Annotated in this window: 27 protein-coding genes; 12 read left to right on the forward strand and 15 right to left on the reverse strand. The window is 75.2% G+C overall.

What is annotated here, in order from left to right; all coding sequences use genetic code 11:
- Positions 1-12 precede the first annotated feature (12 nt).
- Positions 13-180: a hydrophobic protein gene (locus ACPC54_RS24120; RefSeq protein WP_498967789.1), complete on the forward strand. Its 168-nt coding sequence runs from the start codon at positions 13-15 to the stop codon at positions 178-180.
- 89 nt (positions 181-269) lie between these two features.
- Here the strand turns inward: ACPC54_RS24120 and ACPC54_RS24125 are convergent, their stop codons facing one another.
- Both ACPC54_RS24125 and ACPC54_RS24130 read right to left on the reverse strand, forming a co-directional pair.
- Positions 270-803, reverse strand: a complete 534-nt coding sequence (locus ACPC54_RS24125) for a PB1 domain-containing protein (RefSeq protein ID WP_498967582.1) — start codon at positions 801-803, stop codon at positions 270-272.
- Positions 800-1,414, reverse strand: coding sequence for a hypothetical protein (locus tag ACPC54_RS24130; RefSeq protein ID WP_498967584.1), 615 nt, complete (start codon positions 1,412-1,414; stop codon positions 800-802). Before ACPC54_RS24130 ends, ACPC54_RS24125 begins: the two co-directional genes overlap by 4 nt.
- A 73-nt stretch (positions 1,415-1,487) precedes the next feature.
- Between ACPC54_RS24130 and ACPC54_RS24135 the strand changes: the two genes are divergently transcribed.
- The gene (locus ACPC54_RS24135; RefSeq protein ID WP_498967790.1) at positions 1,488-2,447 is read left to right on the forward strand and encodes a DUF6098 family protein; all 960 of its coding nucleotides are present in this window, start codon (positions 1,488-1,490) and stop codon (positions 2,445-2,447) included.
- 45 nt (positions 2,448-2,492) lie between these two features.
- On the opposite strand, the gene ACPC54_RS24140 is transcribed toward ACPC54_RS24135, so the two are convergent.
- The 3 genes from ACPC54_RS24140 to ACPC54_RS24150 all read right to left on the reverse strand — a co-directional run bounded on the left by ACPC54_RS24140 (position 2,493) and on the right by ACPC54_RS24150 (position 4,015).
- A complete protein-coding gene (locus ACPC54_RS24140; protein WP_498967586.1) occupies positions 2,493-3,245 on the reverse strand; it encodes a VIT1/CCC1 transporter family protein in 753 nt (250 codons plus the stop codon).
- 135 nt (positions 3,246-3,380) lie between these two features.
- Positions 3,381-3,659, reverse strand: a complete 279-nt coding sequence (locus ACPC54_RS24145) for a DUF6296 family protein (RefSeq protein ID WP_498967587.1) — start codon at positions 3,657-3,659, stop codon at positions 3,381-3,383.
- Positions 3,660-3,670: 11 nt separating this feature from the next.
- A complete protein-coding gene (locus tag ACPC54_RS24150; protein WP_498967588.1) occupies positions 3,671-4,015 on the reverse strand; it encodes a hypothetical protein in 345 nt (114 codons plus the stop codon).
- 165 nt (positions 4,016-4,180) lie between these two features.
- On the opposite strand from ACPC54_RS24150, the gene ACPC54_RS24155 reads away from it, so the two are divergent.
- The gene (locus tag ACPC54_RS24155; RefSeq protein ID WP_498967589.1) at positions 4,181-4,447 is read left to right on the forward strand and encodes a hypothetical protein; all 267 of its coding nucleotides are present in this window, start codon (positions 4,181-4,183) and stop codon (positions 4,445-4,447) included.
- A 253-nt stretch (positions 4,448-4,700) separates the two neighbouring features.
- Here ACPC54_RS24155 and ACPC54_RS24160 read toward each other — a convergent pair whose 3' ends face one another.
- Positions 4,701-5,168, reverse strand: a complete 468-nt coding sequence (locus ACPC54_RS24160; RefSeq protein WP_498967590.1) for an ATP-binding protein — start codon at positions 5,166-5,168, stop codon at positions 4,701-4,703.
- 1,135 nt (positions 5,169-6,303) lie between these two features.
- On the opposite strand from ACPC54_RS24160, the gene ACPC54_RS24165 reads away from it, so the two are divergent.
- Positions 6,304-7,383, forward strand: a complete 1,080-nt coding sequence (locus ACPC54_RS24165) for an AI-2E family transporter (protein ID WP_498967592.1) — start codon at positions 6,304-6,306, stop codon at positions 7,381-7,383.
- An 18-nt stretch (positions 7,384-7,401) separates the two neighbouring features.
- On the opposite strand, the gene ACPC54_RS24170 is transcribed toward ACPC54_RS24165, so the two are convergent.
- Complete coding sequence (locus tag ACPC54_RS24170; protein WP_498967593.1) at positions 7,402-7,971, reverse strand: TetR/AcrR family transcriptional regulator; 570 nt, start codon at positions 7,969-7,971, stop codon at positions 7,402-7,404.
- An 80-nt stretch (positions 7,972-8,051) separates the two neighbouring features.
- Between ACPC54_RS24170 and ACPC54_RS24175 the strand changes: the two genes are divergently transcribed.
- Positions 8,052-8,537, forward strand: coding sequence for an FBP domain-containing protein (locus tag ACPC54_RS24175; protein WP_498967596.1), 486 nt, complete (start codon positions 8,052-8,054; stop codon positions 8,535-8,537).
- Positions 8,538-8,553: 16 nt separating this feature from the next.
- Here ACPC54_RS24175 and ACPC54_RS24180 read toward each other — a convergent pair whose 3' ends face one another.
- A complete protein-coding gene (locus tag ACPC54_RS24180; protein WP_498967791.1) occupies positions 8,554-10,182 on the reverse strand; it encodes a SulP family inorganic anion transporter in 1,629 nt (542 codons plus the stop codon).
- Between the two features lie 278 nt (positions 10,183-10,460).
- Between ACPC54_RS24180 and ACPC54_RS24185 the strand changes: the two genes are divergently transcribed.
- From ACPC54_RS24185 to ACPC54_RS24195, 3 genes are all read left to right on the forward strand, one after another.
- Entirely contained in the window at positions 10,461-10,814 is a 354-nt protein-coding gene (locus tag ACPC54_RS24185; RefSeq protein WP_498967597.1) for a zinc ribbon domain-containing protein YjdM, read from the forward strand.
- Between the two features lie 88 nt (positions 10,815-10,902).
- Entirely contained in the window at positions 10,903-11,241 is a 339-nt protein-coding gene (locus ACPC54_RS24190; RefSeq protein ID WP_498967599.1) for a GNAT family N-acetyltransferase, read from the forward strand.
- Positions 11,242-11,545: 304 nt separating this feature from the next.
- A complete protein-coding gene (locus ACPC54_RS24195; protein ID WP_498967600.1) occupies positions 11,546-12,301 on the forward strand; it encodes a sigma 54 modulation/S30EA ribosomal C-terminal domain-containing protein in 756 nt (251 codons plus the stop codon).
- A 45-nt stretch (positions 12,302-12,346) separates the two neighbouring features.
- Here ACPC54_RS24195 and ACPC54_RS24200 read toward each other — a convergent pair whose 3' ends face one another.
- From ACPC54_RS24200 to ACPC54_RS24215, 4 genes are all read right to left on the reverse strand, one after another.
- Entirely contained in the window at positions 12,347-12,787 is a 441-nt protein-coding gene (locus ACPC54_RS24200) for a DUF5709 domain-containing protein (protein ID WP_498967793.1), read from the reverse strand.
- A 235-nt stretch (positions 12,788-13,022) separates the two neighbouring features.
- The gene (gene lpdA / locus ACPC54_RS24205) at positions 13,023-14,429 is read right to left on the reverse strand and encodes a dihydrolipoyl dehydrogenase (RefSeq protein WP_498967601.1); all 1,407 of its coding nucleotides are present in this window, start codon (positions 14,427-14,429) and stop codon (positions 13,023-13,025) included.
- Between the two features lie 200 nt (positions 14,430-14,629).
- Positions 14,630-16,111 carry a M28 family metallopeptidase gene (locus tag ACPC54_RS24210; RefSeq protein WP_498967795.1) on the reverse strand — a complete coding sequence of 494 codons (1,482 nt, stop codon included), beginning with the start codon at positions 16,109-16,111 and terminating at the stop codon, positions 14,630-14,632.
- Between the two features lie 193 nt (positions 16,112-16,304).
- A complete protein-coding gene (locus ACPC54_RS24215) occupies positions 16,305-16,463 on the reverse strand; it encodes a hypothetical protein (RefSeq protein ID WP_498967602.1) in 159 nt (52 codons plus the stop codon).
- Between the two features lie 75 nt (positions 16,464-16,538).
- Here ACPC54_RS24215 and ACPC54_RS24220 point away from each other — a divergent pair, with 75 nt between their 5' ends.
- Together ACPC54_RS24220 and ACPC54_RS24225 are read left to right on the forward strand one after the other, a co-directional pair.
- On the forward strand, positions 16,539-17,129 hold the full coding sequence (locus tag ACPC54_RS24220) for a TetR/AcrR family transcriptional regulator (protein ID WP_498967604.1): 591 nt from the start codon (positions 16,539-16,541) through the stop codon (positions 17,127-17,129).
- A gap of 56 nt (positions 17,130-17,185) precedes the next feature.
- Positions 17,186-18,514, forward strand: coding sequence for an MFS transporter (locus tag ACPC54_RS24225; protein WP_498967605.1), 1,329 nt, complete (start codon positions 17,186-17,188; stop codon positions 18,512-18,514).
- On the opposite strand, the gene ACPC54_RS24230 is transcribed toward ACPC54_RS24225, so the two are convergent.
- Together ACPC54_RS24230 and ACPC54_RS24235 are read right to left on the reverse strand one after the other, a co-directional pair.
- Positions 18,501-19,208, reverse strand: a complete 708-nt coding sequence (locus ACPC54_RS24230) for a DinB family protein (RefSeq protein WP_498967606.1) — start codon at positions 19,206-19,208, stop codon at positions 18,501-18,503. The genes ACPC54_RS24225 and ACPC54_RS24230 overlap by 14 nt on opposite strands.
- A gap of 322 nt (positions 19,209-19,530) precedes the next feature.
- Positions 19,531-20,913 carry an MATE family efflux transporter gene (locus ACPC54_RS24235; RefSeq protein ID WP_498967607.1) on the reverse strand — a complete coding sequence of 461 codons (1,383 nt, stop codon included), beginning with the start codon at positions 20,911-20,913 and terminating at the stop codon, positions 19,531-19,533.
- A gap of 216 nt (positions 20,914-21,129) precedes the next feature.
- Between ACPC54_RS24235 and ACPC54_RS24240 the strand changes: the two genes are divergently transcribed.
- Together ACPC54_RS24240 and ACPC54_RS24245 are read left to right on the forward strand one after the other, a co-directional pair.
- The gene (locus ACPC54_RS24240; RefSeq protein ID WP_498967608.1) at positions 21,130-21,678 is read left to right on the forward strand and encodes a PadR family transcriptional regulator; all 549 of its coding nucleotides are present in this window, start codon (positions 21,130-21,132) and stop codon (positions 21,676-21,678) included.
- Positions 21,679-21,865: 187 nt separating this feature from the next.
- The gene (locus tag ACPC54_RS24245) at positions 21,866-22,738 is read left to right on the forward strand and encodes a class I SAM-dependent methyltransferase (RefSeq protein ID WP_498967609.1); all 873 of its coding nucleotides are present in this window, start codon (positions 21,866-21,868) and stop codon (positions 22,736-22,738) included.
- A gap of 51 nt (positions 22,739-22,789) precedes the next feature.
- On the opposite strand, the gene ACPC54_RS24250 is transcribed toward ACPC54_RS24245, so the two are convergent.
- A complete protein-coding gene (locus ACPC54_RS24250; protein ID WP_498967611.1) occupies positions 22,790-23,911 on the reverse strand; it encodes an alpha/beta hydrolase in 1,122 nt (373 codons plus the stop codon).
- Between the last annotated feature and the right edge of the window lie 32 nt (positions 23,912-23,943).

Consider the following 23,943-nt stretch of genomic DNA (forward strand, 5'->3'; position numbering starts at 1 on the left):
GGGTCGATTCCCGTGCTGATACTCGTCCTCGTCCTGCTCCTCGCCCTGATCCTGGGCGGCGCAGGCTTCGCCATTCACATCCTGTGGTGGATCGCCCTGGCCGTCCTCGTCATCTGGGTCCTCGGCTTCGTCTTCACCGCCGGAGCCGGCGGCCGTCGCGGCCGCTGGTACCGATGGTGACGATCCGCGCCACCCCGGGGAGGAGCAGTCCGCCCCCGCAGGCGGATCCGGAGCGGCCCGATGGGGCCGCTCCGGATCCGCGTGCCGTCTCAGCTGCTGAGCAGCCGGTCGAAGAAGGCACGGTACTGCTTCAGCGCCACCCGTAGGTCCTCCGTGTCCGTCTCCCCGTCCCCGTCACGGTTCCACTGGCTCTCAAGTCCGTTCTTACGGCCCGCGAAGTACTCGGCCAGGCGGCGCATCAGATCGGCGACGAGTTCGTCCGCGTCGCGCACGGCTTCGCGGGGGTCGTCGACGAAGCGGGTCTGGACCTCCTGCCACCGCGCGCGCAGTTCGTCCGCCTCGCCCGGCGGCAGGAGGGCGTCGTGCCCCTCCCGCTCGCCGTCGTCCGCAGGCTCGGCCCCGTCCGCCGGCAGCTCGCCCTCGACGGCCCGGCCCGCCGTTCGTCGGGCCGGCCCCGCCCCTCCGTCCGGACCGTCCGCGCCCGACTCCTGCGCCGCGGTGGTGGTGGCCTCGCCCGGGTAGACGGGCCGCTCCCTCGCCTCCGGCTCCTGGCCGGCCCGCACACCCGCGAGGATGTCCTCGGTCGAGGTCCGTCGCTCGTCGCCGTGGTTCGTCGGCATCATCTCGGTCGCTCCGTTCCGCCTCGTTCGGTCCCGCCCCTTTCCGGTGCGCCCGGTCCGCCCGGTCCGCCCGGTGCGCCCGGTCCGCCGTCGAGGAGCTCGTCGAACAGCGCGCGGTAGTGCACCATCGCGCCCCGCAGTTCCTCGGTGGTGGCCTCGCCGCGCCCGGCCCGGCTTTGGGCGGCGTGCGCGACGCGGTAGTGCTCCAGGGTGCGGCCGTGCTCGACCGACAGGTCGCGCAGCCGCTGCTCGTAGTCCTCCGTCGGGTAGCCGCGGTCCCGCATGAGCGTCGTGACCAGGCGGTCGGCATCCTGGACCGCTTCACCGGGCCGGTCCACGAACTCCTGCTGCACCCGGGTCCATTTCTGGCCGTAGCGCTGCCTCGCCTCGACCGTCAGCGGCCTGATGTCCAGCTCGCGGTGGCGCAGTTCGCGCTCCCGCAGCTCGCGTTCGGCCACCAGCCTGCTGTCCGACCGGTCCACGGTCCGTTCGTACTCGGGGCCGAAGCGTTCCCGCAGCCGGCGGCGGCGGTTGAGGAACCACAGCGCCACGGCGACGAGGACCACTACTACGGCGATCGGCACGATGATCGCGACGAGTTCTCCTGTCGACATCGGGCCCTCCTTGCTTCTTCGGTCCCGGGCCACTGCCCGGAACGCAAGGATCGAAACACCCGTATCGGGATGAATCCGACACGGGCCCACGCCTTCTCAGGCCGACGTCCGGCTGCCCGGCCTGTCCGTGACACCCCCGCGCCCCGAGCCCTGGTGGACCCGGCCGCCCGCCGACCGGGTGGCCCGGCGGGTCATGAAGTACGCGGACCTGGCCGCGAGTTGCCCGGAGCGGCGGCCCTGGCTGCTGACCGGCCGGGTGGTCGGCGCCGGCCCCGACCACGAGCCGCTGATCGCCGATCCGCTGCCGCTCGCCTGGCTCGGCCCGGACGTCCTGCACGAGGCCGCCCACCGCTACCGCGAGCGCTTCGCCCCCGGCCGGGACTCCACCGGCCGAGTCGGGGAATGCGGCGGCGAGAACGGGGCAAGCGTGCCTGTTCACGGTCCACCCCCAGCCGGCCGGACGGGAGCAGCCATGAACGGCCCCGAAGCGTTTCCGAGCGAACTGTGCGCCGAGCACCGGGCCGTGGAGGCCCTCCTGCGCAGACTGGACGCCGTCCGTACCGACAGCGGCCCCGCACCGGACGACGACATCCGACTGCTGCGCTCGCTGAGGGACCTCCTCGACCGTCACCGGTCCGTCGAGGAGGAGCACGTGCACCCGCTGGTCCGCCGGTACCTCCCGGCCGGCGGCGCGCTCGCCGACGCCGCCGTCCACACCCACACCACGATCCGCCTGCTGATCGACCGCGCCCTCGACCGGCGCGTCCCCGCCGACGAGCGCCACCACGCAACCGACACCCTGCTCCTCGTCCTCCGCGCCCACCTGCGCGGCGCGGAGGACCGACTCTTCCCCGCCCTGCGCCTGCGCGCCCCGGCCGAGGAACTGCGGCGCTGCTCACGGCGCGTGCGAGAGACCCCGCCGGCGAATCCGCCCCGGCCCGTGTGGGGGCTCCCGCCCGGCACCGGCGCCATCGCCGCCGTCCGGGACCACCTCACCGGACACGACTCGTCACAGCAGGGGCAGTCGCCCTGACCGGACGGCCGACGGGACGGGCGGCCGACCTTCGCCGGGCGACCTTCAGCGCGTGGAGGCGTGCAGCAGGACCCCGACCGCGTAGGTGATCGCCATGGCCAGGGCGCCGCCGGCGACGTTCCGGGCGACGGCCGGGCGCACGGGCGCACTTCCCAGTCGCGCGGAGACCCAGCCGCACACCGCGAGCGCCGCCAGTACCGCGACGGCCGTCACGGGGATCCGCAGGCCGACCGGCGGCAGCACGATGGCCAGCAACGGAAGCACCGCTCCGACCGTGAAAGCCGTGAAGCTGGCCCAGGCGGCGTGCCAGGGGTTGGTGAGTTCCTCCGGGTCGATGCCCAGTTCGGCCTCGGCGTGCGCGGCCAGCGGGTCGTGCGCGGTGAGCTCCACGGCGACCTGGCGTGCCAGGTGCGGCGTCAGTCCCTTGGCCACGTACAGGCCGGTCAGCTCGTCGAGCTCCGCCGCGGGCGTGGCGGCCAGCTCGCGGCGCTCCAGTGCGAGCGCCGCCCGTTCGGAGTCGCGCTGCGTGCTGACGGACACGTACTCCCCGGCGGCCATCGACAGGGATCCGGCGAGCAGGCCGGCCAGTCCGGCCGTCAACAACTCACTGGCACCGGCGTTCGCGCCCGCCACGCCCACGACGAGACCGGCGGTCGACACCACCCCGTCGTTGGCCCCCAGGACGCCGGCACGAAGCCAGTTCAGCCGGCCACCCAGGTCCCCCGCCGCGTGCGGCTCGCCGGTGTGCCCGCCGGAGTCGGTGACCCGCTCCCGCCGGTCGTCGCCAGAGCTGCTCATCCTCGCAGTATGGCGTTCCCACGGCTGACGGGAGCGGAAGACGCACAGGCGGTCCGGGTCGGGCACCACCTCCTGGTGCTTCGACGGTCCCGGCACGGCTTCCGGCGCCGGTGCTCGACGGCGCGGGTGCTGCCGTCACACCAACGGCGTGGCGGCGACGATCGGGGCGGAGCCCCAGGTGAGGACGCGGTGGCGGCCGTCGTCGGTGATCTCGACGTGCACCGTGCCGTGCTGGTCCGCGTACACCGGGTGGCCGGCGGGGCCGACGCGGCCGGTGGCGGCCACCGGGACCGTCCGACTGCGGCCCGCGTCGTCGCGCAGGCAGAGCAGGAAGCCGCGGACGGCCTTCGCCGTGGCCGGGTGCGCGGGCCGGCCCTGGAGGTCGCGGTGGGCGTGGCGCGTGGTGGGGTGCATGGCGGTGGCTCCTACGGGTGTTCGTCGTGGTGACCGCACAGCCAGGCCATCGCTTCGTAGGCGCCGAGTGCGTAGTCGGGATCGGTCCGCGCCGGTGCTCCGGGTCCGATCTCGACGGCCGCGGCCTGGCACTCGGCCAGCAGTCGGGTCCGGGAGGGGATGGTGGCGCCCACGACGGCCGCGCGGGTGATGGGCCCGGCCACCTGGGTGCCGAGCGCCCACCGGTAGGCGTTCGTCACGCCGAGCCGGTAGCGGCTGGAGGGGCCGGGGAGGCAGCCGGTCCGCGTCAGCGCGTCGAAGACTTCCTGGAGGGATCGGACGCCCACGGTCCGGACGGCAGCGTTGTCGCCATTCATGTCACGGACGCTACGTCGCACCGGGCCCGCGTGCAGGCGGGGGATGCCGTCCCGACGAACGCCAGGTGGTGAACGGGATCCGACGACCCGCCCCACGAGGGCTCGCGCGGCCCCGGACGGCCCACCCCGGATGTGGGAGCGTCGGCGGTGCCCGAGCCTCGACGCATGGGATCGATCGTCGTGCTCTTCGAGCTGGAACCGGAGGGGGAGCTCGGTCCGGAGGGCGTCGGGCCCGCTCTGATCGCGGTGCACGCCGCCGGGGCCGATCCCGATGCGCCGGAGGACCCGCAGCCGTACACGCTGTGCGGGCTGGAGAGCGCCCCGATGGAGCACGCGCACTACCGGCCGGCCCGGCCGGGCGAGCCGTGGTACCCGCCCCCGCTTGCCGCCCGGCGCTGCCGCGAGTGCGAGCACGCCCTGCGCGCCCGATGACCGCCGCGGCCGGGTGAGAATCCTCCTGATCGGCCCTGGCGGTCGCGCATCAGCCTCGGCGACCGAGGAGGGCGAGGCCATGGCCGTTCCGACGCCCCACCCCACCCCACCCATCCCCGCCCCGAACCGCCGCCGATTCCGGCGTTTCCCCGGCCCGAGCCCTTCCCCGATCCCTTCCCGGGCCCCGATCCGGCGCCGGCGCCGGCGCCCCAACCGGATCCCGGGCCGGCCCGACCGGCTCGACCTGCGGCGTTCAGCCGCGTGGGAAGTGCCCGTCCAGCGGCGACGACACCTCCAGCCAGACCCGTTTCCCGCCCCCGTCCGGCAGCGAGCCCCAGGCCCGGGCGAGCCGGTCGACCACCCGCAGGCCGTGACCGCCCGGGCGGCCCGGGTCCGCGTTCGGACGCAACCGGGTAGGCACCGGGCTGGCGTCCGTGACCTCCGCCCGCAGCCGGTCGCCGTCCCAGTGCAACCGCAGTTCACGCGGCCCCCCGGGGGCGTGCAGGCACGCGTTGGTGACCAGCTCGGAGACCATCAGCAGGACGTCCTCCACGACGGCCAGCTGCTCCTCGTCGATCGTGGGCAGCCAGTGCCAGGACAGCAGGGCCCGCCGGCTGAAGTCGCGGCAGTGCCGCACGGCACCTTCGCTGCCCGCCAGGGCGAGCCGCCTGGTCTGCCCGGGGCCGGGGCCAGGCAGTGGCGTGCTCGCGACGGGGTCCATGACGCGCCTCCTCTCGTTGCGGGCCGGCGGGCCAGCGGGCGGGCCGGGCGGCTCCGCCGGGCCGAGCGCCGTCGCGCGATCGGGGAGGGATCCGCAGCACGCTGTCGGCTCCGGTGATCGCGAACAGCCTGGCCACGGCCGGGCCCGGCGCGGCGAGTTCGAGGGTTCGCCGGGCCGCCTGCGTGGCGGGGCGGGCGCGCGGCAGGATGTTCAGGCCGGTCGAATCGCAGAACCGCGGGCCGTCGACACGGCGGACGGGCTCGGCACGGCGCTCTCCGAGCCTTTGCCGGACGGCCTCGAACGGATCCTGGTCGGCCGAGGTGACGATCCGCACCGGCCCTTCGTCCACCACCGCGACGCTCAGCTTCCGGTTTGGAACGCGGACGGCCGGGGCCGCCGGGCGATCCCGGGTGGGTCCGGGGCCGCCACGGGCCGCTCGTCCACCCCGGCGTCTGCCCGGTCTCGCCGTGGCCACACCCGCCGACTGGTCCCGGGCGGCGGCACGGGCGGACCGGGCCGTGCATGGAACTCCGCTTCCCGGGCACACGCCGCCCGGTGCGGACCTCGCCCCCGCCGCCGAGAGGAGTGTGTGGACGAGGCCGAGGAACGCGGTCGAAAGATGAGGGACGACCTGCAGCAGCCTGCGCAGGAGCAGCTCAAGCGTTGACACCGGCCCGGCGGCCGCCCCGCGCGACCCCCGTATCCGATCCGGAGGTTGATCCATGACCGACCAGGACACGCCCGTACCGCAGGGCCCGCCCGAACCGCAGCACCCGCCCGTTCCGAAGGACCCTCCGGCGCCGGTCGAGACGCCGGAGTCACGGGCGACCGGTGAGGGCGGCGGCAAAACGGCGCCCGGGCCGAAAGAGCGGGACGATCGGAAGGGGCCGGCCCCTGGGCAGACCGAGCCGGCCCGGGAACCGGAGCCGCACGAGCCGCCCGACTGAGCCGGTGTGCGCGTCGGGCCGGCGCCCGAGCCGGCTCCGCTGTTCGAGTCGGGCCGGTGTCCGAACCGGGCCGAGCGTGAGGGAGGTCGTCCGTGGCAACAAACGGACCCGGCAGTCGGCGCCCGGCCCGGCGCCCCCGGCCGCCCGGCAGCCGTCCGCCCCGGACAACGCCCCGGACAACGCCCCGGATGCCGCCGCGCCGGGCCCGGCCGGCGCCGCCCGGCGACCACGTGCCGCCGGGGCTGCGCACCGCGGCCGGGTACACCTGGCGGCTGCTGCTGCTCGGGGTGGCCGCGTACCTGGCCGTCGACGTGCTCACCCGGCTCGTCCTGCCGGTCGTGGCGGTCTTCGTGGCGCTGGTGATCACGTCCGTGCTGCGCCCGCTGGTGGACCTGCTCGCCCGGGTGCTGCCCCGCTCGCTCGCGGTGCTGTTCGCCTTCCTGCTGGCCGGGGTGCTGGTCGGCGGGGTCCTGGCGCTGGTGGGCACGACCGTCGCCGACGAGTGGGGCCGGCTGGGCGCCGAGCTGCGCGGCGGTCTCGGCCGGATCGACCGCTGGCTCACCGGCGCCCCCTTCCACCTGCGGCCCGGCACGGTCACGGACCTGCGCGCGAAGATCGGCGAGTTCGTCGCGGCGCACCGCTCGGCACTGCTGAGCACGGCGATCAGTGAGGCGAGCCGGATCGTCGAGCTGGTCACCGGGCTGGCGCTGGCGGTGTTCTGCTCGGTGTTCCTGCTGCACTCCGGCGACCGGATGTGGCGCTGGGCGGAGTCCCTGCTGCCCGCCGGCGCCCGCCCGGCCTGGGACCGGGCGGGGCGGGCCGCCTGGCGGACTTTCGCGGGCTACACCCGCGGGGTGCTGATCGTGGCGGCGAGCAACGCCGTGCTGGTGGGCATCGCGCTGGCCGTGCTGCGGGTGCCGCTGGTGCTGCCGCTGATGGTGCTGGAGTTCGTGGCGGCGCTGGTGCCGCTGATCGGCTCGCCGATCGCGCTGGCCGTGGCGGCGCTGGTGGCGCTGGCGACCCGGGGGCCGGTGGTGGCGCTGCTGGTGCTCGCCCTGATCGTGGTGATCGGCCAGATCGAGGGTCATCTGCTGCACCCGCTGGTGATGAGCTGGTCGGTGCGGATCCACCCGGTGGCGATCGCGCTGTCGGTGACCGGCGGCGCCGTGCTGGCCGGGGTGCTGGGCGCGGTGGTGGCGGTGCCTGTGGTGTCGGTGGCCTGGGCCGTCATCGGCGAGCTGCGGGACCACGGCCCGCCCGGGGGCTGAGCCCGCCCCAGCGCGCCGTCAGGCCTTCGGCCAGTTGCGCAGCAGCGTGTCGAGGGCGTCCAGGATGCGCGGCCAGGTGGCCTCGGTGCCGCGCGGCGTGTGCTGGAAGCTGCCGGCCCGTTCCAGGGTCACGTAGCCATGGAAGGTGCTGCCGAGCAGGCGGACGGCGTCGGTCTCGTCGGGTTCGTCGAGGTGGTAGCCGCGCAGGATGGCGCGGGTCATCAGGGAGTGCCGGACGGCGGCGCTGGCGCGGGCGGTCTCGGGGTCGAGCCGGAGTTGTGCGGCGGCGTAGCGGCCGGGGTGTTCGCGGGCGTAGTCGCGGTAGGCGTCGGCGAAGGCGGTGAGGGCGTCGCGGCCGGCCCGGCCGGCGATGGCGGCGGCGACCCGGTCGGCGAGTTCTTCGAGGGCGAGCAGCGCGATCCGGGTCTTGAGGTCCTGGGAGTTCTTGACGTGCGAGTACAGGCTGGCGTCCTTGACGCCGAACTGCCGGGCGAGCGCCGAGACCGTCACCTTGTCGAAGCCGACCTGGTCGGCGAGTTCCGCGCCCGCCCGGGCGAGTCGTTCCGTGTTCAGCCCTACCCGTGCCATGCCGTTCCCTTCCGCGCCGTCTCCCGCCTGAGGCCATTATACGTTTGCCTAAGACTCCTAGGTAATTTACGTTGGCTCCTATGAAGCCGTTGACCGCACCAGAGATCCGCGCCGCCTTCGTGAACTGCACCAAGGGCGAGGCGAAGCGCCTGCACATCCCGCACGACCTGGCCGAACGGCCGTGGGAGGACCTCGACTTCCTCGGCTGGCGCGACCCGCAGGCGCCCGACCGCGCCTACCTCGCCGCCGAACTGGACGGCCGTACCGTCGCCGTCGCGCTGCGCTCCTCCGGCGCCGCATCCTGGCAGGCCCGGCGCAGCATCTGCTCGCTCTGCGTCACCACGCACACCGGCGGCGTCTCGCTGCTGGTCGCGCCGCGCGCCGGGAAGGCCGGCAAGCAGGGCGACTCAGTCGGCGCCTACATGTGCGCCGACCTCGCGTGCTCGCTCTACGTGCGCGGGAAGCGGGAGGTGGGCACGAAGCTGCACGAGTCGCTGAGCCTGGAGGAGAAGGTCCGCCGCACGGTGGACAACATCGCCGCCTTCGTCGCCAAGGTCACCGCCTGAGCGGAACGCACCCCGCTCACCCGGCGGGGGCGCCCGCGCAGGCCGGGTGGCCGTGCAGGTGGGCGCGGGCGTGCGCGATGGCCTCCGGGGTGCCGTCGAAGACGTGGCCGTCCGCGCGCAGCCCGTCGAGGACGCCGAGGGCGTCGAGCGGGCGGTGGTGCTCGTCCCGGATGCCGGAGACCAGGACGAGCGTGCCGCGCCGGCGCAGCTTGGCGATGGCGTCGCCGAGGACGGTCGCGCCGCTGGCGTCGATCGCGCTGACCCGGGACATCCGCAGGATCGCGACCCTGACCTCGGCGGCCTCGGTGAGTTCGAGCAGGAAGCGGTGGGCGGCGGCGAACAGCAGCGGCCCGTCGATCCGGTAGGCGACGATGTGCTCGGCCAGCAGCGCCTGTTCCTCGGCGTGGTGGTCGGCCGCGGGAAGGTCGGCGTGCAGCGGGACCTGCTCGACCCGGGCCGCCCGGGCGACCGCCGCGAGCGCCAGCACCCCGGAGACCAGCAGGCCGACCACGACGGCGGTGACCAGGTCGAAGGCCAGCGTGGCGGCGGCAGTGAGGGCCAGGACGACCGCCTCCCCGCGCCCGGTGCGGGCGATCGCGCGCAGCGAGCCGACCTCGACCATCCGTACGGCGGTGGCGATCAGCACCCCGGCCAGGGCCGCGAGCGGGATGCCCGCCACCAGCGGCGCGGCGGCGAGCACGATCACCGCGAGGACGCCCGCGTGGACGAGCGCGGCGAGCCGGGAGACGGCGCCGGAGCGGACGTTGACGGCGGTGCGGGCGATCGCGCCGGTGGCGGCGACGCCGCCGAACAGCGGCGCGACGAGGTTGGCCAGGCCCTGGCCGAACAGTTCCCGGTCGCTGTCGTGCCGCTCGGACACGCTCATCGCGTCCGCCGCCGTCGCCGACATCAGCGACTCCAGCGCGGCCAGCGCCGCCACCGCGGCGGCGGAGGGCAGCAGCGAGGGGACGGCCGAGAGGTCCAGGAAGGCGAGCGAGGGCGCCGGCAGGCCGGCCGGCAGGTGGCCGATGGTGGCGACCGGCAGGCCGGCCGCCCTGGCGGCCAGGGTCGCGGCGACGACGGCGATCAGCGAGAACGGCAGCGCGGGCCGCAGCCGCGCGCCGACCAGCATCAGCGCGGCCACGCCCAGGGCGACGGCGAGGGCCGCCCAGTGCGGCGCCGAGGCGAAGCCGGCGAGCGCCCTGGCCGCGACGACGGCCGGGTTGTCGCCCGCGGGCTTCTGCACGCCGAGCGCGCCGGGCACCTGCTGCAGGCCGATCACCCCGGCGATGCCGAGCGTGAAGCCCTCCACCACCGGTACCGGCACGTACGCCATCCACCGCCCGGCCCGCAGCAGCGCCAGGGCGACCAGGATCAGGCCGGCCAGCAGCCCGACGGTCAGCACCCCGCCACTGCCGTACCGGGCGACGATCGGGACCAGGACGACGGTCATGGCGCCGGTCGGGCCGGACACCTGGAGGTGGGAGCCGCCGAAGAACGCGGCGAGCGCCCCGGCGACGACGGCCGTGGCCAGTCCCGCCTCGGCGCCCGCGCCCGAGGAGATGCCGAAGCCGAGCGCCAGCGGGAGCGCGACGACGGCGACGGTGAGGCCCGCCAGCACGTCCTTGCGCGGGGAGCGGCCCATGGTGGCGAGGATCCGCCGGTTCGGCAGGACGGCACGCACCCGGTCGAGGACGGCGCTCACGACCGGACCACGGCGCTTCCGTGCTCCCGCGGCTGATGCTGGACGACCCTTGCCATGCGCTGAAACCCTTTCCTCGCCCGCCGGCCCGCCTGGGCCGTCGCGGGCGCCCTGAACCGGTCGGACAGCCCCACATCATGTGCGGACTTGAAGAATTTCGCAACTCACACATTCGACATCTGATGGATTCGGACTTTCCGCAGGTCGGCTACCCTCGTCGCATGAGTGACAACCTGCCCCCGTGCCCCCAGTGCTCCTGCGAGTACACCTATGAGATGAACGCGCTGCTGGTCTGCCCCGAGTGCGCCCACGAGTGGGAGCCCGCCGCGGCCGGCGCCGAGTCGGGCTCGGGCGAGCGCGTCATCAAGGACGCGGTGGGCAACGTGCTGAACGACGGCGACACCGTCACCGTCGTCAAGGCCCTCAAGGTCAAGGGCAGCGTCTCCGGCATCAAGGCCGGCACCAAGGTCCGCAACATCCGCCTGGTCGACGGCGTCGACGGCCACGACATCGACTGCCGCATCGAGGGCTTCGGCGCCATGCAGCTCAAGTCCAGCGTGGTCAAGAAGGCCTGACCGGCCCCCGACCGGCACCCCCGTCCCACCGGACGTCCACCGGGCGTCCGGCGAAAGCCCCGGCGAACGCCCCAGCGGAAGGCGGCCCATGTCCACGCCCAGCAGCAACGTCGTCGTCGAGCACGCGGCGGACCGGCAGCGGTACGAGATCCACGTCGACGGCGGGCTCGCCGGCTTCACCGAGTACCGCGACCGCGACGCGCAGCGCGTCTTCTTCCACACCGAGATCGACGACGCGTACGCCGGCCAGGGCCTGGCCGGAAAGCTCGTCCAGGAGGCGCTGACCGACGTGCGGGCGAACGGCCTGCGCCTCGTGCCGGTCTGCCCGTACGTGGCCAAGTTCCTGGTCAAGCACCAGGAGTTCGCGGACATCACCGACCCGGTCACCCCCGAGGTCACCGGGTGGCTGCGCACGCGGCTGCGCTGACCGCCACCGGACCGGAACCTCCTCGGCCGGTCCGCCGGGCGCGGCACCCGCCGCCCGGCGGGCCGGCCGTTCCCGTCCCAACAGCCCCTCCCGGCACCCCCGTTCACCGTGGCACCGGCCGCGTGACGGCCGGATCCCGCCGGGCGCACGCCGCCGCACCGGGTGGTGCCTCCGTGCGCCGACCGCGCTCGCGATCGGCGCCCCCCTGGGGCCGTTGGACCCTGGACCGGGCGGCGCGGGGTCGGTCATGCTGGTCGCCGCGCGCGCCGAGCGGCCGTGCCGGTGTGGCGAAAGGGCCTGGACGATGGGCGAGTTGGTGACGGTGCGGGCGTTCGGGGTGGTTCCCGGTGAGGTCCTGGCCGAGGCCCGGGCCCGGGTCGCCGCCGTCGCGGCCGCCGCCGAGGAGGGCACCCTGGTGGAGTCGCTGCGGGTCCGGCTCGCCACCGCGGCGGGCGGCCTCCGGGCGCACGACGCCGTGCTGGCCCAGGTGAACGCCGAGGTGGACGGGCGCCGCATCCGGGTCCAGGCGACGGCGACGGGCCCGGGCGACCCGCTGGACCGGGTCGTCGAGGCACTGCGCGCCCGGATCAGGGCCGCCACCGGCGCCTGGGCACCCCGCCCCTGGGCGGTCCCCGCCGTCCGTGCCGCGTCCGTCGCGGCCGCCCCGCCGCCGGACGGCGCCCCGCGCATCGCACGCCGCAAGCGGCCCCGGCTCGTCCGGTGCACGCCGGAGGCGGCCGCCCGCACCATGGACGCGATGGACTACGACATCCACCTGTTCACCGACCCGGCGACCGGCACCGACGCCGTCGTCTACCGGGTCGGGCCGACCGGCTACCGGCTGGCCCGCACCCTCCCGGCCGGCCCGGCGGCCCGCCGCAGCTCACCGATCACGCTCAGCCCGCACGGCGCGCCCCGGCTCACCGAGGAGGAGGCCGTCGACAGGCTGGCCGCCGCCGAACTGCCGTTCCTGTTCTTCGCCCACCCCGCCAGCGGGCGCGGGCGGGTGCTCTACCGCCGCTTCGACGGGCACCTCGGGCTGGTCTCCGGCCGGGACTGACCCCCGCCGGGCGCGCGTCATCGGACGGCCGTCACCCGGCGCCCGTCACTCGATGATGGCCTCGGGGTCGTCCGTGGTGTGCATCGCCGCCTCCTCCGCCGAGGCGGCGCCGCCCGAGATCCCCACGTCCTCCGCGATCAGGTCGCTGCGCGACCCCGCGGACAGCACCAGCCGCCCGGTGCGCACCTCTCCGGCCTCCGGGTCGAGCGGCTCGCCATCGGTGCCGTAGCAGTCGCCGATGCCGTCCCCGTCCGGCGCCGCGACCTCCGGCAGCTCCTCCGCCAGCCGCTGGTCCAGGCTCTCGCGCACCCGCTGCTCCGCCGCGGTCACACCGTGGCGCCGCACGGCCAGCGGGCGCTCCGGGGGCGCGTAGCCCTCGTCGAGCGCCGAGTCGAGGCCGCGGTCCTCCAGGGTGTCCTCCGGCTCCAGGGGCCCGATGTCGTCCTGCACCTCCGAGCCGTCCGGCTGGTACACCTGGTCGCCCATCAACGCTTCGTCCGACACGAGTTCCTCCTTCGCCGGCCGAGCCGACCGCACCGGCGCCCGGCCACTGCCCGTCCGTACGACGGGCGACCGCCGGGCCCGGACGGCGGCGGTCCGTCCGGCTTCACTCCCCAGAGTCCCATGCGGCGGCGATCTCCGCAGGGGCTGCGGCCGGGCCCGGACACGCCGCCGCCCTGCCGGGCGGTCGCTCGGCAGGGCGGCGGCGGAAGCATCCGCGTCACATGTTGATCATGTGCCCGGCCAGGCCGTGGATGGCCTCCTTGACCGCCTCGCCCAGGGTCGGGTGGGCGTGCACGTTGCGCGCCACCTCGTTCACGGTGAGGTCCCACTGCTGCGCCAGGGTCAGCTCGGGCAGCAGCTCGGTGACCTCCGGGCCGATCAGGTGGGCGCCGAGCAGCTCGCCGTACTTGGCGTCGCTGATCACCTTCACGAAGCCGATCGGGTGGCCGAGGCCGTGCGCCTTGCCGTTCGCGGTGAACGGGAACTTGGCGACCTTGACGTCGTGACCCAGCTCGCGGGCCTGGGCCTCGGTGTAGCCGAAGGAGGCGATCTGCGGCTGGCAGTAGGTGGCGCGCGGGATCATGGCGAAGTCGACCTCCATGGTCTCCGCCCCGCCGATCGTCTCGGCGGCGATCACGGCCATCGTCTCGGCGGCGTGCGCCAGCATCAGCTTCGCGGTGACGTCGCCGATCGCGAAGATGTGGTCCACGTTGGTGCGGCCCCGGCCGTCCACCGCGATGGCGTTGCGGTCGGTCAGCTTGACCCCGGCGTTCTCCAGGCCGTAGCCGTTGACGCGCGGCGCGAAGCCGATCGCCTGGAGCACCTTGTCGGCCTCCAGCACCTGCTGCTGGCCGTCCTTGGTGACGGTGACCCGGACCTTGGCGTTCGGGTCGCTGTCGTCGATCGACTCCACCCGGGTGGAGGTCAGCACCTCGATGCCCAGCTTGCGGTACTGCTTGGCCAGCTCGGTGGAGACCTCGACGTCCTCCAGCGGCACCATGCGGTCCAGGAACTCGACGATGGTGACCTTCACGCCGTAGTTGTGCAGCACGTACGCGAACTCGACGCCGATCGCGCCGGCGCCCGCGATGATGATGCTGCCCGGCAGCTCCTCGGTGAGGATCTGCTCCTCGTAGGTCACCACGCGGTCGCTCAGCTCGGTGCCCGGCAGCAGACGGGTGGTGGCACCGGCGGCGATGATGCAGTGGTCGAAGGTGACGACGTCGAAGCCGCCGCCGCTCAGCGCGACCTGCAGCGTGTGGTCGTCGACGAAGGTGCCCCAGCCGTCGTACTCGGTGATGCCGTTCTTCTTCATCAGGTAGTGGACGCCCTTGACCCGGCCGTCCGCCACCGAGCGGCTGCGCTTGAACGCCTCGCCGAAGTCGAAGCTCACCGTGCCCTCGACCTTGATGCCGAAGGTCTGGGCCTCCTTGGTGAAGATGTGCGCCAGCTCGGCGTTGCGCAGCAGGGCCTTGGAGGGGATGCAGCCGACGTTGAGACAGACGCCGCCCCAGTACTTGGCCTCGATGATCGCGGTCTTCAGGCCCAGCTGCGCCGAACGGACGGCGGCGGTGTACCCGCCGGGGCCCGCGCCGAGGACGACGACGTCGTAGTGCGTGCTCATGTTCCTGACTCCTCCGAGGGTGTCACGGTGTCGTGATCTCGGTCCCATGGTGTCAGGACCGGACCTGGCGCACCCACCGGGTCTCGGCGGACGCGCACCGCGCGGAACCGTACCCGTCCGGAGGGTGAATTGTCAGTGGCCTCCGCTACGGTGGCGCCCGCCAGGGCCCGCCGCCGGTGGGCGGCGGGCCCTGGCGCGGGTCAGGCGGTGAGGCCGTGGCCGCCGGCCGGGGCGGCGACGGCCTGGCGCTGGGCCGGGGCGGGGAGCCGGAGGGAGGAGAGGTCCCAGGCGTAGGTGCCGACGGCGTGGGCGATCACGTCGATGTTGACGTCGAAGGCGCCCAGGTCGAGGTTGCCCAGGTCGTCGCAGGCCTGGTGGTAGCACGGGTCGAGGGCGGTACCCGCCGTGCCGCCGTAACGAGCCGCCTGCTCCGGGGACTTGACGACCTCGGCGCCGGTGTCGGTGCCGCCGGCCGGGATGCCCGCGTCGATGAACGGGCCGTAGTCGGAGCGGCCGTTGAAGGCGGTCGGCTCGTGCGGGACGGCCCGGCCGTCGAGGTAGCCGGTGAGGTCCCGTTCGATCTGGGCCGATCCCTCGGGGCCGGCGCCGCCGCCGGTGCTGCCGGAGCCGTTGTAGACGAACTGCGCGTAGTTGGGCGAGGCGATCATGTCGAAGTTGAGGTAGAGCCGGATCTTCTTCCGATCCGCGTCGGACAGCGAGTCGACGTACGCCTCGGAGCCCTTGAGGCCGAACTCCTCGGCGGACCACCAGGCGAAGCGGACCTTGTTCTTCACCGGGTGGATGCTCAGGTTGCGGGCGACCTCCAGGATGCCGGCCGAGCCGGAGCCGTTGTCGTTGATGCCGGGCCCGGCGGGCACCGAGTCCAGGTGTGCGCCGACCATCACGGTGTTGTCCGGGTCGCCGCCCCTGGTCTCGGCGAGGACGTTCCAGGTCTTGCGCGGCTCCATGAAGGTGCGGATGTCCAGCGTCACCCGGACGGGCCCGGCGGCGGCCTGCGCGGCCAGGGCCTCACCGGCGGCCCGGCTGATCCCGCCGGTCGGGACCTTCCCCGCGGCCGGGTCCCCGAGGGTGCCGTTGAGGTCGCCGTCCGCGTTGTTGTAGACGAGCGCGCCGACCGCGCCCGCCCCGGCCGCGGCGGCCTGCTTGGCGGCGAAGCCGCACCCGCCGCGCCTGATCAGCGCGATCTTCCCGGCGACCGAGCCGGCCGGGTAGTCGGCGGCCGTGCAGCCGGTCGCCGCGCCGACCGGCGCGACCCCCAGCTCGGCGGTCAGGCCGGCGTCCGGGCCGCTCACCGAGTAGGTCATCGCGATCACCGGCACGCTCTCGGCCTGCGGCGAGACCACCTCCAGCCGCTGCGTGCGGGCCTCGAAGAACGTGTACACGAACTCCTGCCGGGACACCTTGAGCCCGGCCAGGCGTGCCTGCTCGTAGACGTACCGCGCCGATTCGTCGTGGCCCTTCGACCCGGCGAACCGGGTGCCGCCGTTGCGGTCCGCGATGCGCTGGAGCGCCGCCAGGGTGTCGTGGGCGTCCTCGGCGCTGCTGGCCGCCACCAGCCGGGCGGCGAGCCTGGCGGCCTTGCGCGCCGGATCGGGGTCGGCGGCGGCCGGGCCGGCCCCGGCGAGCAGCAGTGCGGCGGCCAGGGCGGCGGCGGTCAGCACGGCCGCGGCGCGGCGCCGGGCGGCGGCGCCGGGCGGGCGTGCGGTGGGGGCGGATCTGTCGAGCGGGGTGGGACGTCCGGACGCGACTGCCGGCTGACGGGTGCGCGACTTCACGAGGGCTCCTTCCGACGGTCCGTGAGGTCACGATTGGACAGGACGGCAAAGCCCTTGCCAAGCCCATCACACGATTCGGTCAACGCGGGCCGGCGGACCCATCGTCGTCGCCCGTCTCCTCCCGGCCGCCGCCCGCCCCGCAGTTCTCGCACGGCTCGGGGCCGGGCCGCTCGCGCAGCCGTCCGCACTCCGGGCACACCCGGTCCAGCCGGCAGGCCGACTCTCCGCCTTCGTCCATGCCGCCGATTCTGCTCCCCACCCTCCCCCGCCCGCGAGTAGACAGTGTCTACGCCCTTCTGCTAGACAAGGGCCCATGATCGATCAGGAGCTGGACCTGCGGGCCCGACTGGTGGCCGCCGGCGTCGAGTTGGTGAACAGCGAGGGCGTCCACGCGCTCGGCCTGCGGGAGATCGCCCGCCGGGCCGGCGTCTCGCACGGCGCACCGCGCCGCCACTTCCCCACCCACCGGCACCTGCTCGCCGCCATCGCCCGCCAGGGCTTCGGCCGCCTCACCGACGCCCTGGCCGGCGCGGACTCGCTCGCCGCCGGCACCGGCGCGGACGCCCGCACCCGGCTCGACGCGCTCGCCCGCGCCTACCTCGCCTTCGCGGCGGCCGGCCCCGGCATGTTCGAGCTGATGTTCCGCCACGACCTGCTGGAGGGCAGCGGCGCCGAGCTGCGCCGCACCACCCTGCCGCTGTTCCGCACGATGGCGCGGCTGGTCGGCGAGTGCCACCCGCAGTCCGACGACCCGACCGCCGCCACCGCCGCCCTGTGGGCCAACCTGCACGGCCTCGCCCAGCTGCGCGCCACCGGCAGCCTCGGGCTCGCCACCGGCGGCGACGCGCTCGAACCGGTCCTTCGGGCCACCCTGGACGCCCACCTCGGCCCGGCCGCCCGATGAGGCCCGGACGGCGGACGGAGCAGGCGCCCCGCCCCGGGCCGATCCTCGCCGCGAGCGTGACGGGCGCCGTCCTCGTCGCCCTGGACGGAACGGTCCTGACGGTCGCCCAACCCACCCTCCAGCACGACCTGCACGCCTCCGTCGCCGCCGTCCAGTGGACCAGCACCGGCTACCTGCTGACCGTCGCCGCCCTGCTCGTCCCGGCCGGCCGCCTCGGCGACCGCTACGGGCACCGGCACCTCTTCACCCTCGGCGTGGCCGGCTTCGCCGCCGCCTCCGCCGGGATCGCGCTCGCCCCCGGCATCGGCTGGGTGATCGCCCTGCGGGCCCTCCAGGGCGTGGCCGGCGCCCTGCTGCAACCGGCCACCCTGGGCCTGCTGCGCACCGCGCTGCCCGCCGAGCGGCTGCCCGGCGCGATCGCGGCCCGCACCAGCGCGATCGGGCTGGCGGCGGCCGCCGGGCCGCTGGTCGGCGGCGCGCTGACCACCCAGCTGGGCTGGCGGGCGGTGTTCCTGCTCGGCGTGCCGCTGGCCGCGGCCGCCGGGCTGCTCGCCCTGGCAGTCCCGGCGGAGGCGCCCGAGCCGGCGGCCCGCCGCGCCGGCTTCGACCTGCCGGGCGCGGCCCTGCTGGCGCTCGCGCTCGCCTGCCTGGTGCACGCGCTCACCGCCCTGCCGGACACCGGCTGGTCGGCCGCCACCGCGCTCGGCCTGGCCGCCTCCGCCGGGTTCGGCCTGGCGCTGCTCCGGCAGGAGCGGCGCGCCGCCCGCCCGCTGCTGCCGCTCGGGCTGCTCCGCTCGGCGGCGGTGGCCCCGGCGCTCGGCGTCCTGCTGACGGCCTCGGCGGCGCTCTTCGGCACACTGTTCCTCGCCACCTACTACCTGCAGGACGTGCTCGGGCTGAGCCCGCTGCGCAGCGCGGTGCGGGCGGTGCCGCTGGCCCTGGCGATGGTCCTCGCGGCGCCGGCCTCGGCGAAGCAGGCGAAGCGCCGGGGCCCGCGCGCCACCCTGCTGCTGGGGACGTCCCTGGTCACGGCGGGCGCGCTACTGGTCGCGCGGCTGGGCCCGGGCGCGGGGGCCGTCGAGGTCGGCGGCTGCTTCCTGCTGCTGGGGGCCGGGTTCGGCACCGTGATGGCCACCGCCACGGTGGCGATCGTCCGGGGCGCGCCCGCGGCCGAGGCCGGGGTGGCGGGCGGGCTGCAGCAGACGGTGCTCAACATCGGCCCGGCGCTGGGCGTCGCCCTGGCCACCACCGTCGCCGGGCGGACGGCGCCCGGCGCGGCGCTCGCGCCGGGCGTGTCGGCGCTGGCCGCCGTGGCGGCGCTCGGCGTACTGCTCGCCGCCCGGGTGCCCGCCGGGGAGCCCGAGCCGGTGCTCACACCCCGGTGACCCCGTCGATGCCCTCCCGCAGCAGGTCGGCATGGCCGTTGTGGCGGGCGTACTCCTCGATCAGGTGCAGCAGGATCCAGCGCAGCGAGACGGTCGCGGAGCCGAGCGCGGCCGCGTCCCGCGGCGGCAGGTGCCCGGGGTCGTCCAGCGAGGCGTCGGCGATCAGTGCGCGGCCGCGTTCGACCTCGGCGTCCCACTCGGCGACCGCGTCGGCCATGCCGCGGTCGGGCGTCAGGGCGAAGCCGTCCCGGCCGTCGTCCCCGTGCGGGGCGGGCGCGTCCAGGCCGGCGAACACCCGCTGGCACCACTGGCGTTCGACCTCGGCGAGGTGCTGGACCAGTCCGAGCAGGGTCATCGCCGAGGGCCCGGCCGAGGCCATCCGCACCTGATGCTCGTCCAAGCCCTCGACCTTGAGCGCGAGCGTCGCCCGGTGGAAGTCCAACCAGGCTTCCAGCATGGCCCGTTCATCGGCGTGCGGGGGCGGAATCGGCCGCCCGTCCGGGAGCGTCTGCATACCGGCCACCTTGGCACGCCGCCGGGCCCACCGGCGGGATTGGAACGGAGTTCCCGTTCGGTGGGGGGTGATGCCGGTGGCCTCGTCGGGGACCGGGGCGTCCTCCAAGGGGACGGCGATCTCCCAGATCCGGTCGAACAGTTCGGCGAGCGCCGCCACGATCCCGGGCGCGGTGACCACGACGGCGCTGGACGTTCCCGCCTGCGGGTCGAGCGGGACGAGGGCGGTGGCCCGGTCGACGATGAGCAGCCGGGGCGGCAGCGCCGGGGCGGTGCGCAGCTGTGCACCGATCTCGGCCGTCGGGCGCGGCCCTGATGGACGGCGGCGGCAGCGTGAGCTCCGTCTCCGCGGCGGCCCTGCCGAACGGCACGATGCAGGTGCAGACCCTGTCCGGTGGGATGGTGTTCGACAACCAGCGCAACACCAACGGCACCTGGAACGGCGCCGCGCTCCTCGACGGCGGCGGCCACGTCACCGCGATCTCCGCGGCCGGGTCCGGAACCTACGAGCCGAGCCCGCCCGGCCGCGGACGGCTGCCGGCCCGGCCGGTTCCGGCACCCGCGGGGCTGACGCTCCGACCCACCGCAGGGCCTGGATCCTCACCGATCCGGGCCCTGCGCAACGTCAGCACCGCCAGCTGCACGACCGCCCCGACCGCCGGCCCCGCCCACACGCCGACCACGCCCAGCGGCCCCGACAGGCCGACCGAGGCGGCGAGTTGGGCGCCCAGCCCGAGCAGCACGGAGACCACCACCGGCCGCCCGGCGCCCGCCCCCTGGTACACGCCGCCGAGCGCGACCACCAGCGCGTACGGGAGCAGGTAGAGCGCCGCCGTGCGCAGGAAGGTCTCCGCCTGCCCGGCCACCGCCTCGTCCCGGGTGAACAGCGCCGTCAGCGGGCCGGCCGCCGTCGCGGCGAGGACGGCCGCGAGGGCCCCGACCAGCGCGGCCGACCGGCCCACCGCCCGGTGCAGTGCGCGCAGCGCCCCGGTCGCGCCGGCGCCGCCGAGCCGGGCGGCCTCGATCGCGGCGGCCTGGCGCAGCGCGTAGAAGGCCATGGTGGCGACGAGCAGCAGCCGGTAGCCGACCCCGTACCCGGCGACCGCCGCGACGCCGAAGCCCGCGGTCAGGGCGAGTTGGGCGGTGCCGACGGCCATCCGGGCGGTGAAGTCCAGGCCGAACGGCAGCCCCGCGCGCAGGATCCGTCCGGCGGCGGTGCCGACTCCCGTGGGCGCGCCGGCGGCCGCGGGGACCGTGGGGGGCCGCAGCCGCAGGGTGACGGCGAGGGCGATCGCCCGGGCGGCGGTCAGCGCGAGCGCCGCGCCGGTGACGCCGAGGGCGGGCAGCGGCCCGGCGCCGAGGACGAGCAGCGGGTCGAGGACGAGCAGCAGGGCGTTGGAGAGCAGCGCGATCCGCATCGGGGTACGGGTGTCGCCCGCGCCCTTGAAGAGTTCGTCGGCGACGCGCTGCGCGAAGAACAGTCCGAGGGCGGGCAGGGCGACGGCGAAGTAGTCGGCGGCGAGGGCGGCGGCCCGGCCGTCGAGGAAGGCTCCGGCCAGCTGCCGGCGCAGCAGGGAGCCGGGCACGGCGAGGGCGAGCGTGGCGGCGGCGCAGAGCCACCAGGCGGCGCGGGTGGTCCGGGCGGTCTCGGCGGGGTCGGCGGCGCCGCGGGCGCGGGCGAGGCGGACGCTGGTGCCGGAGGCCACGACCAGGATGACGCCGAGCAGCAGGTTCTCGACGGTGCCGGCGAGGGTCACGGCGGCGACGGCGGCGCCGCCGAGGCGGGCGACCCAGAAGGTGCTCACCACCGTGGCGAGGACGCCGGAGAGCAGTTCGACGTAGACCGGTCCGGCCAGTGCGCCCAGTCGTCGCAGGTGTCCGCGCATGGTCCCCCCTGAGGATCGCTGATTCATCGGTGTTCCGCTTCCAATACCTCGAAGCGAGGTGCCACGATAGGAGATACATCGAATCGATGCACATCGGCAAGAGGTAGCATGGCGGCACTCCGCCCCACCCGGACCACCGACCCACCCGGACCACCGCCCCACCCGGACCACCGCCCCACCCGGACCACCGGCGCACCCGACGAAAGGGCCCCGAGCGTGCTGACCCTCGCGATCCTCGGCTTCCTGTACGACCAGCCGCTGCACGGATACGAGCTGAAGTCCCGGATCACCGGCCTGACCGGGCACGTCCGCCCGGTCAGCGACGGCGCGCTCTACCCGGCCATCACCCGGCTGGAGAAGGCCGGACTGCTCCGGCGCCGGACCGAACCGGGCACCGGAGCCGCCCCGCGGCAGACCCTGGAACTGACCGACGAGGGCCGGGCCGAGCTCCAGCGGCGGCTGGCCGACCCGGAACAGGCCGAGATCACCGACCAGATCCGCTTCTTCGCGCTCGCCGCCTTCCTCCACCACCTCGCCGACCCGGCCCGCCAGAGCGCGGTGCTGCGGCGGCGGCTGGCCTTCCTGGACGAACCGAGCAGCTTCTTCTACGAGGGCGACGGCCGGCCGGTCCGCGCCGAGACCGAGCCCAACCCGTTCCGCCGGGGCATGCTGCTGGTCGCCCGCGCCTCCACCGCGGCCGAGCGCGCCTGGCTGGCCGAGACGATCGCGGAGCTCGAATCGACCGCCCGCCCCCGGCCGGAATAGCCGCGCGACACCCCCCGGAGTGACCCGTTCCGAACAGGCGGGCGAACCCCCTGGGCTGCGCGGATCCATGTGTTCGACCCCTGGTCCGGGCACGGCCCGCCGTCGCTATGATGATCCGCCACGACCCCGGCGCTCACCCGCCGCGGCGTGCACCGTCGCCGCGTCCGTCCCACCCCTGGAGGCTGCCGTGCCCACTGCCGAGACCGCGGCCGACCAGCCCGCCCCGCTGAAGCGGGACGACATCCCCGGCTGGTTCTTCGGCCTCGACCGGGCCGCCTTCCACCATCTGCTCGCCGCCCAGACCGCGGCCGGCCTCACCGGCGACCTCCTGGAGCTGGGCAGCTACCTCGGGCGCAGCGCCGTCCTGCTCGGCGACCACCTCGCGCCCGGCGAACGGCTGACCGTCTGCGACCTGTTCGACTCCGAGGCCGGGGACACCGAGAACGCCGCCGAGATGGAGATGTCCTACCGCCGGACGCTCACCCGCAGCGCCTTCGAGGCGAACTACCTGGCCTTCCACGGCGAGCTGCCCGAGATCGTCCAGGCGCCGACCTCCGTCCTGGCGGACGGCCGGATCCCGGCCGGCAGCTGCCGGTTCGTCCACGTCGACGCCTCGCACCTGTACGAGCACGTGGCGGGCGACATCGCGGTGGCCCGGGCCGCCCTGGTCGAGGACGGCCTGATCGCCCTCGACGACTACCGCTCCGAGCACACCCCGGGCGTCTCGGCCGCCGTCTGGGAGGCCGTCTTCACCGGCGGACTGCGGCCGGTGCTGCTCACCCCGATGAAGTTCTACGGCACCTGGGGCGACGCCGGAGCCGCCCGCGAGGTGCTGCTGGGGCGCGACTGGCTGGCCGAGGGCTACACGGTCGACGAGGACACCATCGCCGGGGCGCGGGTGCTGCGGCTCAACTACCGGGTGAAGGCGCCCGTCCAGGCGCCCCAGCGCTCCACCCCGCGCCGGCTGGCGCTCGACCTGCTGCCACCGGTCGCCACCCGCGCCACCCGCCGGGTCCTGCGCACCCTGCGCGAACGCCGCGCCACCCGCCCGGCGCCGTAGCCGGGGCCGGGGCCGCGGCGGCGGCCCCGGGCGGGCCCGGCCGACCCGGCGTCAGGCCACCGACCGGCGGGCCGGCCGGGACCACGGGCCCGGGGCCCTGGTGGCGAGCCAGCGGGCGAGGGCGGCGTTGACGGCGGCGGGCCGTTCGAGCTGGGCCCAGTGCCCGGCGTCGATCGACTCCTCGGTGAGATCGGTGCAGTGACGCCGCATCGGCTCGGCGAGGCGGGACACGGAGGTGTCGGCGACCTGATCGTGGAACGCTTCAAGGAACAGGACCGGCATGTCCAGCCGTCCGCCGTTCAGCGACGTGTCGCTGTAGGCGCGGTTGGCCTCGTCGTTGAGGTAGTAGGCGATCGAGGGCGCGAAGCCCGTTCGGGTCAGCGAGGACGTCAGGTCGGCGAGCAGGTCCTCGTCCAGGACCGCGGTGTCGACCGAGACGTCCGGGGCCGCGTCCGCACCCCCGAACCATCCCCCGCCCGCGGTGATCTCCGAGGTCCGTCCCCGCGTGCCGTGCGCGGCCGGAACGCCCCCGCGGTAGAAGACCTTCACCGAGTCGGCCGGCCGCGCGTCGAAGACCCGCGCGGCCCGCTCCGCCCGGGACGCGTAGTAGTGCATGTAGTCGAACTGGGCGTACGGATGGGTGTCCGGCGGATAGATCGAGCGGTTGACGTGTGCGAGCAGGTCGGCCATGCCGCGTTCGAGCGTGCGGTAGGGGACGCAGATACTGGCCACGGCCGCGCAGCGCTCGGGGTGGTGAGCGGCGAGGCCCCAGACGGTCGCGCTGCCCCAGTCGTGTCCGATCCAGACGGCCCGGTCACGGCCGAGGTGGTCGAGCAGGGCCACCATGTCGCCCACGAGGCGCTCCTGGGCGTACGCGTCCCGCGCCCGGTGCACCGTCGAGCCTCCGTACCCGCGCAGGTCGGGCGCGATCACGCGGAACCCCAGGGCGGCGAAGGCCGTCAGCTGGTGCTTCCAGGTCAGGCCGTTGGCCGGCCAGCCGTGGACGAGGACGAGCATCGGACCGTCCTCGGGGCCGGCCGCGAGGTAGGCGGTCGTGTGGCCGCCGCCGACCGCCGTGGCCCTGGTCAACGCGACGCCCCCGGGCGCGGGGGTCGTCCGGGTACCGGCGGCGTTCGTCGCCGTGCTGACGCCCTGTGCGATCAGGTCATCCATGCCCATCGTCTCCCTAGGTGAGTTGGAAACTC

This window comes from Kitasatospora sp. NPDC094028 (assembly GCF_049543595.1).
In the GTDB taxonomy this organism is placed as follows: domain Bacteria; phylum Actinomycetota; class Actinomycetes; order Streptomycetales; family Streptomycetaceae; genus Kitasatospora.

What these genes read in the sequence shown, in the direction of transcription:
- ACPC54_RS24125 (WP_498967582.1), bottom strand. Translation starts at nt 803, where the DNA reads ATGATGCCGACGAACCACGGCGACGAGCGACGGACCTCGACCGAGGAC.
- ACPC54_RS24130 (WP_498967584.1), bottom strand. Translation starts at nt 1,414, where the DNA reads ATGTCGACAGGAGAACTCGTCGCGATCATCGTGCCGATCGCCGTAGTA.
- ACPC54_RS24140 (WP_498967586.1), bottom strand. Translation starts at nt 3,245, where the DNA reads ATGAGCAGCTCTGGCGACGACCGGCGGGAGCGGGTCACCGACTCCGGC.
- ACPC54_RS24145 (WP_498967587.1), bottom strand. Translation starts at nt 3,659, where the DNA reads ATGCACCCCACCACGCGCCACGCCCACCGCGACCTCCAGGGCCGGCCC.
- ACPC54_RS24150 (WP_498967588.1), bottom strand. Translation starts at nt 4,015, where the DNA reads ATGAATGGCGACAACGCTGCCGTCCGGACCGTGGGCGTCCGATCCCTC.
- ACPC54_RS24155 (WP_498967589.1), top strand. Translation starts at nt 4,181, where the DNA reads ATGGGATCGATCGTCGTGCTCTTCGAGCTGGAACCGGAGGGGGAGCTC.
- ACPC54_RS24160 (WP_498967590.1), bottom strand. Translation starts at nt 5,168, where the DNA reads ATGGACCCCGTCGCGAGCACGCCACTGCCTGGCCCCGGCCCCGGGCAG.
- ACPC54_RS24165 (WP_498967592.1), top strand. Translation starts at nt 6,304, where the DNA reads ATGCCGCCGCGCCGGGCCCGGCCGGCGCCGCCCGGCGACCACGTGCCG.
- ACPC54_RS24170 (WP_498967593.1), bottom strand. Translation starts at nt 7,971, where the DNA reads ATGGCACGGGTAGGGCTGAACACGGAACGACTCGCCCGGGCGGGCGCG.
- ACPC54_RS24175 (WP_498967596.1), top strand. Translation starts at nt 8,052, where the DNA reads ATGAAGCCGTTGACCGCACCAGAGATCCGCGCCGCCTTCGTGAACTGC.
- ACPC54_RS24180 (WP_498967791.1), bottom strand. Translation starts at nt 10,182, where the DNA reads ATGGGCCGCTCCCCGCGCAAGGACGTGCTGGCGGGCCTCACCGTCGCC.
- ACPC54_RS24185 (WP_498967597.1), top strand. Translation starts at nt 10,461, where the DNA reads ATGAGTGACAACCTGCCCCCGTGCCCCCAGTGCTCCTGCGAGTACACC.
- ACPC54_RS24190 (WP_498967599.1), top strand. Translation starts at nt 10,903, where the DNA reads ATGTCCACGCCCAGCAGCAACGTCGTCGTCGAGCACGCGGCGGACCGG.
- ACPC54_RS24195 (WP_498967600.1), top strand. Translation starts at nt 11,546, where the DNA reads ATGGGCGAGTTGGTGACGGTGCGGGCGTTCGGGGTGGTTCCCGGTGAG.
- ACPC54_RS24200 (WP_498967793.1), bottom strand. Translation starts at nt 12,787, where the DNA reads ATGGGCGACCAGGTGTACCAGCCGGACGGCTCGGAGGTGCAGGACGAC.
- lpdA (WP_498967601.1), bottom strand. Translation starts at nt 14,429, where the DNA reads ATGAGCACGCACTACGACGTCGTCGTCCTCGGCGCGGGCCCCGGCGGG.
- ACPC54_RS24215 (WP_498967602.1), bottom strand. Translation starts at nt 16,463, where the DNA reads ATGGACGAAGGCGGAGAGTCGGCCTGCCGGCTGGACCGGGTGTGCCCG.
- ACPC54_RS24220 (WP_498967604.1), top strand. Translation starts at nt 16,539, where the DNA reads ATGATCGATCAGGAGCTGGACCTGCGGGCCCGACTGGTGGCCGCCGGC.
- ACPC54_RS24235 (WP_498967607.1), bottom strand. Translation starts at nt 20,913, where the DNA reads ATGCGCGGACACCTGCGACGACTGGGCGCACTGGCCGGACCGGTCTAC.
- ACPC54_RS24250 (WP_498967611.1), bottom strand. Translation starts at nt 23,911, where the DNA reads ATGGATGACCTGATCGCACAGGGCGTCAGCACGGCGACGAACGCCGCC.